At 36.7% G+C, this 7974-nt stretch carries 10 protein-coding genes; 5 read left to right on the forward strand and 5 right to left on the reverse strand.

Going from position 1 to position 7974, the window contains the following annotated elements:
• Window positions 1–16: 16 nt before the first annotated feature.
• Window positions 17–313, reverse strand: a complete 297-nt coding sequence (locus Q0M21_RS02980) for a putative quinol monooxygenase (protein WP_295334525.1) — start codon at window positions 311–313, stop codon at window positions 17–19.
• A gap of 8 nt (window positions 314–321) precedes the next feature.
• Window positions 322–1146: an SAM-dependent chlorinase/fluorinase gene (locus tag Q0M21_RS02985; RefSeq protein WP_295334528.1), complete on the reverse strand. Its 825-nt coding sequence runs from the start codon at window positions 1144–1146 to the stop codon at window positions 322–324.
• 123 nt (window positions 1147–1269) lie between these two features.
• Between Q0M21_RS02985 and Q0M21_RS02990 the strand changes: the two genes are divergently transcribed.
• Window positions 1270–2223 carry a PhoH family protein gene (locus Q0M21_RS02990; protein WP_295334531.1) on the forward strand — a complete coding sequence of 318 codons (954 nt, stop codon included), beginning with the start codon at window positions 1270–1272 and terminating at the stop codon, window positions 2221–2223.
• A 32-nt stretch (window positions 2224–2255) separates the two neighbouring features.
• Here the strand turns inward: Q0M21_RS02990 and Q0M21_RS02995 are convergent, their stop codons facing one another.
• Window positions 2256–3260, reverse strand: coding sequence for a hypothetical protein (locus tag Q0M21_RS02995; RefSeq protein WP_295334533.1), 1005 nt, complete (start codon window positions 3258–3260; stop codon window positions 2256–2258).
• Between the two features lie 115 nt (window positions 3261–3375).
• Here Q0M21_RS02995 and Q0M21_RS03000 point away from each other — a divergent pair, with 115 nt between their 5' ends.
• The 3 genes from Q0M21_RS03000 (at window position 3376) to Q0M21_RS03010 (ending at window position 5514) form a co-directional block, all read left to right on the forward strand.
• The gene (locus tag Q0M21_RS03000) at window positions 3376–4323 is read left to right on the forward strand and encodes a phosphoribosylaminoimidazolesuccinocarboxamide synthase (protein WP_295334536.1); all 948 of its coding nucleotides are present in this window, start codon (window positions 3376–3378) and stop codon (window positions 4321–4323) included.
• 150 nt (window positions 4324–4473) lie between these two features.
• Window positions 4474–4854 carry an ankyrin repeat domain-containing protein gene (locus Q0M21_RS03005; protein ID WP_295334539.1) on the forward strand — a complete coding sequence of 127 codons (381 nt, stop codon included), beginning with the start codon at window positions 4474–4476 and terminating at the stop codon, window positions 4852–4854.
• A gap of 186 nt (window positions 4855–5040) precedes the next feature.
• A complete protein-coding gene (locus Q0M21_RS03010) occupies window positions 5041–5514 on the forward strand; it encodes a hypothetical protein (protein WP_295334542.1) in 474 nt (157 codons plus the stop codon).
• A gap of 68 nt (window positions 5515–5582) precedes the next feature.
• Here the strand turns inward: Q0M21_RS03010 and Q0M21_RS03015 are convergent, their stop codons facing one another.
• Window positions 5583–6671, reverse strand: a complete 1089-nt coding sequence (locus Q0M21_RS03015; protein ID WP_295334545.1) for a M42 family metallopeptidase — start codon at window positions 6669–6671, stop codon at window positions 5583–5585.
• Window positions 6672–6751: 80 nt separating this feature from the next.
• Between Q0M21_RS03015 and Q0M21_RS03020 the strand changes: the two genes are divergently transcribed.
• On the forward strand, window positions 6752–7423 hold the full coding sequence (locus Q0M21_RS03020; RefSeq protein WP_295334547.1) for a DUF4294 domain-containing protein: 672 nt from the start codon (window positions 6752–6754) through the stop codon (window positions 7421–7423).
• An 85-nt stretch (window positions 7424–7508) separates the two neighbouring features.
• Here the strand turns inward: Q0M21_RS03020 and Q0M21_RS03025 are convergent, their stop codons facing one another.
• Window positions 7509–7721, reverse strand: coding sequence for a hypothetical protein (locus Q0M21_RS03025; protein WP_295334550.1), 213 nt, complete (start codon window positions 7719–7721; stop codon window positions 7509–7511).
• Window positions 7722–7974: the final 253 nt, after the last annotated feature.

Here is a 7974-nt window from a genome sequence, read left to right on the forward strand (position 1 = left end):
AACTTACAACCTGCAACTATTTTAAACTTACTATTTTATCTACACTCCACGCTTCCGGTTTGCCGTTGAATAATTGTTTGGTAAATGTCCAAACTTCATCGAACAGAGCCGATTGACGGTAGTTTTCCAAATCTGCTTCGGTTTCCCAATAACTGTAAGTGAAGAAGATTTCAGGATTGTTTTTATCTTGATACAATTCTAAGAAACGGTTTCCGGGCGCATTTCGTATTTTTTCTTTGATTAAATTGAAATTTTCCAAAAACTTCGGAATATTTTCAGCATGAAAACTCATTTTAACTATTCTGACAAACATTTTTCGTTTTAATTTTTAAATTCAATAGTAATCAAATCTCGGTATTGTAATCCTAAAAGCGAACTGGCGGAACCAACAGTATCCGGATTGCTTCTGAATATTGCGATTTCCAGAAAACCGGCTTCGTTAAAAAGGGCTAGTTTCTCGCCTTCATAATCTTTCCAAGTATATTTATCAGACACTACGATATCGGAATATTTCGGCAATATGGTTTTAATACTTTGTCCTTTGAACTTGATTTCATAAGGTCGGCCTTTACCCATTTCTAAAAATAGTTTTTTCGAAATATTGGTAACAGCATTGCCCAAATGATCGATATAGATAATGTAACCTTTAATCAAGTTGTCTTGCGTCACGGCTTGTAATTCGGTGACTTCTTTGATCGCTTTGATTTCTTTCCCGATAACATTCAGCAAACCACCTTTAGACAAATGGCAAGCTACTTTAACAAATACATCCAAATCGGTAGCTTCAACAGGTAATCGATCGTGAATGTTGATGGTCACAATTTTTTGAGGAACAATCTTCTGAACCAACATACTCAAGATACCGTTATCGGCACAAATGAAGTAATGGTCATTCCATTGCATGGCGATGTGTTGGTTGTTTTCGTTTAATTCGATGTCAACACCTATCAAATGCACTGTGCCTTTGGGAAAACTACTGTAAGCAGCGCCAATGATATAAGCGGCTTCGGCTATATTGAAAGGATCGATGTGATGTGAAATATCAATCACAGTTCCTTCGGGATATTCCGATAACAATTTACCTTTCAAAGCACCGACAAAGTGGTCTTTTAATCCATAATCGGTAGTTAAGGTAATTATTGACATAGATTGTTTATAACTTGATTGAAATTGGGCTCAAAAATAATAAAACCTAACCTTTTATTTGATTAAATTTGGATACAAAGCTAACAATTCTCCAAAGATTTTTTTAATTTAATACTACTGCATTTGAACGAACGTATCATAGAATTACACGACATAGCTCCAAAAGAATTTTGGGGTGCGCAAGACACTCATCTTGAAACCATAAAAAAATATTATCCGAAGCTCAAAATTGTAGCTCGCGGCACTACTTTGAAAGCGTTTGGGGAAAAGGAAGAATTGGATGAGTTTGAAAACCGTTTTAACAGATTGATGTTGCACTTTACACGTTACAATAATATTGATGCCAATGTTATTGACAGAGTCATTCAAAGCAATTCAAGCGAAGAGCAACGCATGCCTGATCACGATAAGATTTTGGTACACGGTTTAGGTGGAAAGCTCATCAAGGCCATGACGCCGAATCAGCAAAAATTAGTTGATTTTGTCAATAAGAATGATATGGTGTTTGCGGTTGGTCCCGCGGGAACCGGAAAGACATACACCGGAGTGGCTTTGGCAGTCAAAGCTTTAAAAGAAAAACAAGTAAAGCGAATCATTTTAACACGTCCTGCCGTAGAAGCCGGTGAAAATTTAGGTTTCTTACCCGGCGATATGAAAGAAAAACTCGATCCGTACATGCAGCCGTTGTACGATGCGTTACGCGATATGATTCCGCCACAAACTTTGGAAGATTACATCTTAAAAGGCATTATTCAAATTGCACCATTGGCTTTTATGCGAGGCAGAACTTTAGATAATGCCTTTGTAATACTAGACGAAGCTCAAAACACGACGCATTCCCAAATGAAAATGTTTTTAACGCGTATGGGGAAAAATGCCAAGTTTATTATTACGGGAGATCCGGGTCAGGTGGATTTACCGCGTCGTACCATTTCCGGATTGAAAGAAGCCATTTTGGTTTTAAAAGATATTGAAGGAATCGGTATAATTTATTTGGATGATAAAGATATCGTGAGACACCGATTGGTGAAAAAAGTTATCGACGCTTACAAGAGTATTGAGAATAACGATTACTAACAATAAAGCCCTGTCAAATGATTGGGCTTTGTTTATTCAATAAAATTTTGTCGACACCAATCTTTGAAATCAAGATAATTCAACAGTACAGGTGCTTTATAATTAAATACCTTTTCCTCTTGTTGTAATTGATTACCATCATAAACGCTATAATAGCGATGGTCAATTTTCTGTATGTCCAAGTGATGCATACCGGCATTAAACTCCTTGATATTTTGTTGGGATTGCAACAAGAGGTGTTTTTCTTTTTTAACAGTGTAGCTGTTGTTTTTGAATTGCAATCGATAAATAGATAGTCCCGAGCCATATCCTTTATGGAAACTCTGAACCGGTAATATCAATCCGCTTTTATCTGCCAAAATTCTTCCGCCCGGACGCGACTCAGAGCCTTCCATCACTATCGGTCGTTTATGCAATGTCCATTTGCCGTTTAATTGATTAGACTGATACATATGCATTTTGAAATTTTTGTCGCTTCCTACCAAAATATTTAAGCTGTCTGAGAGATAGATGGTAGGGTCTTTTAGTCGGGTGTCTGCAATCAGTGTATCGCAAACTTTCCATCCATATGGGAAATTATGTGATTTATACAATAAAACATGATTGGCTCCCTGACTTTCCGGCAGCATGTAAAATTCGTTTCTGTATTTAAAAACTTGTGGATAAGAAAGATGAAAAGGTGCTTTCAAAACAGTACCTCGATATTGATATTCATGACCGTCTTTTGAAGTTAGTAATCCAATGACAGCGTGGTAATTCTTGACTTTCTTGTGTTCGAAAAAAATAAAAAAGGAATCTTTTTCTTTGATAAAAAAAGGATCTGCAATGAATTGAGTACTGTCAATGTGTTTCTTTACTTGCTCAAAACTATACACTTTGTTTTTCTTGAAATCAATTTTTTCAGGATAATTTGAAGTAAAACCAAAACCAATAGACCAAGGGCCGCCAGCAGGTTTGAAAAAGGGAATTCTGTGATTCAAAATTCCGATAAGGACAATAGCGATGATGGATAGGATTAGGATTTGTTTCTTAATCACAATTGATTTAATTATTGATTTCCATTGCAATAATATAATTTTTTTACAAAATTTGGTCATCTGTTGTCTATCACTTCAAAACAAATTACTTTTGCAGACACAACAACACAACACTATGAACACAATTACTGCTACCAATTTCCGGTTTCCCGGTCAAAAATCTGTTTATCGCGGGAAAGTCCGCGAAGTCTACAATATCAATGATGAATTGTTGGTTATGATAGCCACCGACAGGCTCTCGGCATTCGATGTAGTCATGCCCAAAGGAATTCCTTATAAAGGCCAGATTTTAAATCAAATCGCTACCAAGTTTATGCAACTCACGGCCGATATTGTTCCAAATTGGTTAATTGCAACACCGGATCCAAACGTAGCGGTTGGTCTTTTATGTGAGCCTTTTAAAGTTGAAATGGTCATCAGAGGTTATTTGTCTGGTCATGCTGCACGAGAATATGCAGCCGGAAAAAGATTACTTTGCGGAGTAACTATGCCGGAAGGGTTAAAAGAGAACGATAAGTTTCCAACACCAATTATAACACCGACCACCAAAGCTGATAATGGTTCGCACGACGAAGATATTTCAAGAGAAGCTATTTTGGCGAAAGGAATTGTTTCTGAAGAAGATTATCTGGTCTTGGAAAAATATACCCGAGCTTTATACCAACGCGGAACAGAAATCGCCGCAGCCAGAGGGTTAATTTTAGTGGATACTAAATATGAATTCGGAAAAACCAAAGACGGTAAAATTGTGTTGATTGATGAGATTCACACGCCGGATTCTTCACGGTACTTTTATGCAGAAGGGTATCAAGAACGTCAAAATAAAGGTGAAGAGCAAAAGCAATTGTCCAAAGAGTTCGTAAGAAGATGGTTAATCGAAAACGGATTCCAAGGAAAAGAAGGTCAACAGATTCCGGATATGTCCGAAGCATACATTGAGTCTGTTTCTGAGCGATACATTGAATTGTACGAGAATATTATTGGTGAAGCTTTTGTTAAAGCTGATATTTCCAATATTGACCAACGCATAGAACAAAATGTATTGTCATTTTTGAATTCTTAAAAGACATCGTATTCAAATTTAATAAACCACGCTTGGCCGTGGTTTTTTTATGCCTGCTGTTAAATTTTTGTTATAGTTAACTATTGAATGCAACGAAAATTAGGTTTTGGTCGTCATATAGGCAATCAATAACTTTTAAATCAAATCATCATGAAGAAATCAATCATTTATGCAGGCATGGCTTTCTTAGCTTTTACAAACATTGCTTTGGCAAAACAAATCACAACGGCGCCAATTTCTTTTTCCTCTGAAATGGTTGCTTACGAAGTAACACCATTGTGCAATGCAATCGTTAAAGGTGACATCGTAACCGTAAAAAAATTCATAGAATACGGTGCTGATGTTAATGAGTCAGCCAACGGGACGACACCTTTGATGTTGGCCGCAAGGTATAATAAGGTAGAAATCCTTAAATTATTACTGGAAAAAGGCGCAAATACAAATGCTAAAGACGAAAGAGGATACACCGCATTACAATATGCACAGCTCTCTAATGCAACCGATGCTATTGCTATTTTAAAACAGGCATAGTTACAAAACAAGTGTCGGGGTCTCGTCAAACGGCACTTGTTTCTTCAAAAACAGATAGTTAAGATTTTTTAAAAGTTAAAAATATGTTAAAATTTAGTACTATGCAATACAAGATACTGGTTTTTAGATATATATTTGCATAGGATATTAATAACAAAAAAATAAATCAATAAATCATCAATCATTATGAAATCAACAATCACATTTTTAGGACTTGCTTTGCTAACTGTAAGTAGTGTTAAAGCAAATGAATTGCTCGTTCAACAAGAAATGCAACAAGAGACAGCTACTATTGTAGTAACAAACCAACAAAGCGATAGCACTGGTGCGAGTACTATTTCGTTACAAACTATGGAAGATGCTAACTCAGGTGACTCCGCTTTTTTTAATCCGGAATCAGTACTGAAAGTTTCTTACAGCAAACCAATCGATCAAGTAGTCAAAGAGGACATGTTGGTAACTGAAGCCCAAGAAGAAGTTTACCAACCGTTGTGTATTGAAATGTCTGTTCAAGACAAAATTCAGGAAGACAATCAAATCATTGAAAGCAACATCTCGGAAGAAGTTTTTCCGTTAGATTTCGAAAAAATCAATCGCAAAGCAGCCTACATCAAAGTTGATTTGAACAATACGGCTATACCGGTTGATATTAAATTGTAGTTTTTTTGGGTTAATTAGTCTACAAATGAAAAAAGCATCCTAAATCAGGATGCTTTTTTTATGTTGGTTTATTTGAAATACGAAAAGGAATCGTTGTTTTCAATTTTCAGTAAACTCTCGTAAATCAGTTTAATCACATTTTCCACATCTTCGCGGTGGACCATCTCTACCGTAGTGTGCATGTATCGTAACGGCAATGAAATTAACGCCGACGGGACGCCGCCATTGCTGTACGCAAAAGCATCAGTATCGGTGCCGGTTACTCTCGATGTGGCATGTCTTTGAAACGGAATCTTTTTGTCTTCGGCTGTTTGTACAATCAAATCTCTCAAAGTATTGTGTACCGCAGGCGCATAAGCAATTACCGGACCTTTGCCCATTTCCAAGTCGCCTTCAATTTTCTTTTCGATCATCGGAGTAGAAGTGTCGTGGCAAACATCAGTAACAATGGCAACATTAGGTTTGATGGTTTTGGTTATCATTTCGGCACCACGCAAACCAACTTCTTCCTGAACCGAATTGGTAATGTAAAGTCCAAACGGTAATTTCTTTTTGTTTTCTTTAAGCAATCGAGCCACTTCCGCAATCATAAATCCGCCCATTCGATTATCAATGGCACGACAAACAAATTTGTTGCCGTTCAATACCATAAATTCATCGGGGTAAGTGATTACACAGCCTACATGAACACCCAAAGCTTCTACTTCTTTTTTTGAAGCACAACCACAATCGATAAAAATGTTATGTAACGTAGCCGATTCTTCTTTACCACGATTGCGAGTATGAATCGCCGGCCATCCGAATACACCTTTTACAATGCCGTTTTTAGTATGAATGTTAACGCGTTTGGAAGGCGCTATTTGATGATCGGAGCCACCATTTCTAATTACATAAATCAAACCGTTGTCGGTAATGTAATTCACATACCACGAAATCTCGTCCGAATGTCCTTCAATCACTACTTTGTAGGGAGCATCGGGATTAATTACCCCAACAGCCGTTCCGTAGGTATCCGTTATAAAGGTATCTACATAGGGTTTTAAGTAATTCATCCAAAGCTTTTGCCCGCTCGATTCATAACCGGTTGGTGATGCGTTGTTCAAATAACTTTCTAAAAAGGTCAACGATGCCTTGTTTAATATACTTTTTGTTGCCATATCTTTTTTTTGCTAAAATATAAATTTGGCATTACAGTTGTAAAGGATATTCTATATTTTTACCCTAATATTTTTGTTCCATGAGAAAGTTGTTTTTTTTCGCATTCATTTTACTTTTAACCGTCAAGGTTACAGCGCAAGTCTCAACCGATTCTATTGCTAAGAAAGAAGTAATGGAAGAGGAGAACGATACTGTTGTCAAAGATCCTATATTGTTGGAAGAGGTAGTCGTCTATCGAAGCAAATTAAGTCCTGAAGAAAAAAAACAATTCCTTTTACTCCAAAACAGAGTCTATAAAGTTTATCCATACGCCAAGACGGCCGCCGACCGCTTAACAGCACTCAATAAAAACATGGATAAAATGAAAACCAACAAAGAGAAAAAGAAATACTTCAAGTTGGTCGAAAACTATATGGAAGGTGAATTCACCGACCAGCTCAAAAAATTATCCCGCAAACAAGGCCAAATCCTAGTCAAATTAATCCACCGCCAAACCGGATTTACCACTTTCGAATTAATTAAAGACTACAAAAGCGGCTGGAAAGCTTTCTGGTCCAACAATACGGCGAAACTTTTCGATATTAACCTCAAAGCAAAATACCAACCCTATGAGGTAAATGAAGATTTTCTCATAGAGTCTATACTTGACCGCGCTTTCAACCGAGGCAGATTGGCGCGCCAAAAACCGGCAACCCCTATAGATATAGATGAGCTTACCGAATTTTGGGAGCAAAAAGCCCTAAAAAAATAAAAAGGGAGCGAATCGGCTGTGTGTGTTGGTAAACCTTGTTCCCGCTTTCCGTTACAATCTTTTTGGATTTCCTCTGCAATCGGGGCTAAAATGGGAATGGTCTTCTCTTTTGGTCAACTTTCTGTAAAAAATCTTTCACTGCAAAAATCATTAAACCAACGACTTGCAAAAAACTTTCAAAAAAGGAGTCGAAAATATTTGCGAAAGCCGAAAACTGTAGTACTTTTGCACCCGCAATCAAGCCACACAGGCTGTTTACTGAAAAAGTTATTGTAACAGTTAAAGTAAGCAAAAGCATCGTTCTTAAGTTTTGTTGATAAAAAGAAACAAGATTTTTTATCAAAAATTTGTGGAAACTAATAAAAGCAATTATCTTAGCTCCCCTTAATTTTTGAAAATCAAGTGATAAGAAAATAAATTCAAAAATATTTTAAAAATTACTTGTTAGTTTAAAAAAGATGCTTACTTTTGCACCCGCTAACTGAAAGTCACCGAACACGGCTTACTAAAAAAAGTAATGTGAGGTAAACGAAAGAATAGCGATAGAAATA

The organism is Flavobacterium sp. (assembly GCF_024710485.1).
Lineage (GTDB): Bacteria > Bacteroidota > Bacteroidia > Flavobacteriales > Flavobacteriaceae > Flavobacterium.

Bases quoted from the DNA above. Each gene is read 5' to 3' on its own strand.
- Q0M21_RS03025 (WP_295334550.1), bottom strand. From the start codon at position 7,721: ATGCTTTTGCTTACTTTAACTGTTACAATAACTTTTTCAGTAAACAGC.
- Q0M21_RS03010 (WP_295334542.1), top strand. From the start codon at position 5,041: ATGAAATCAACAATCACATTTTTAGGACTTGCTTTGCTAACTGTAAGT.
- Q0M21_RS03005 (WP_295334539.1), top strand. From the start codon at position 4,474: ATGAAGAAATCAATCATTTATGCAGGCATGGCTTTCTTAGCTTTTACA.
- Q0M21_RS03015 (WP_295334545.1), bottom strand. From the start codon at position 6,671: ATGGCAACAAAAAGTATATTAAACAAGGCATCGTTGACCTTTTTAGAA.
- Q0M21_RS02985 (WP_295334528.1), bottom strand. From the start codon at position 1,146: ATGTCAATAATTACCTTAACTACCGATTATGGATTAAAAGACCACTTT.
- Q0M21_RS03020 (WP_295334547.1), top strand. From the start codon at position 6,752: ATGAGAAAGTTGTTTTTTTTCGCATTCATTTTACTTTTAACCGTCAAG.
- Q0M21_RS02980 (WP_295334525.1), bottom strand. From the start codon at position 313: ATGTTTGTCAGAATAGTTAAAATGAGTTTTCATGCTGAAAATATTCCG.
- Q0M21_RS03000 (WP_295334536.1), top strand. From the start codon at position 3,376: ATGAACACAATTACTGCTACCAATTTCCGGTTTCCCGGTCAAAAATCT.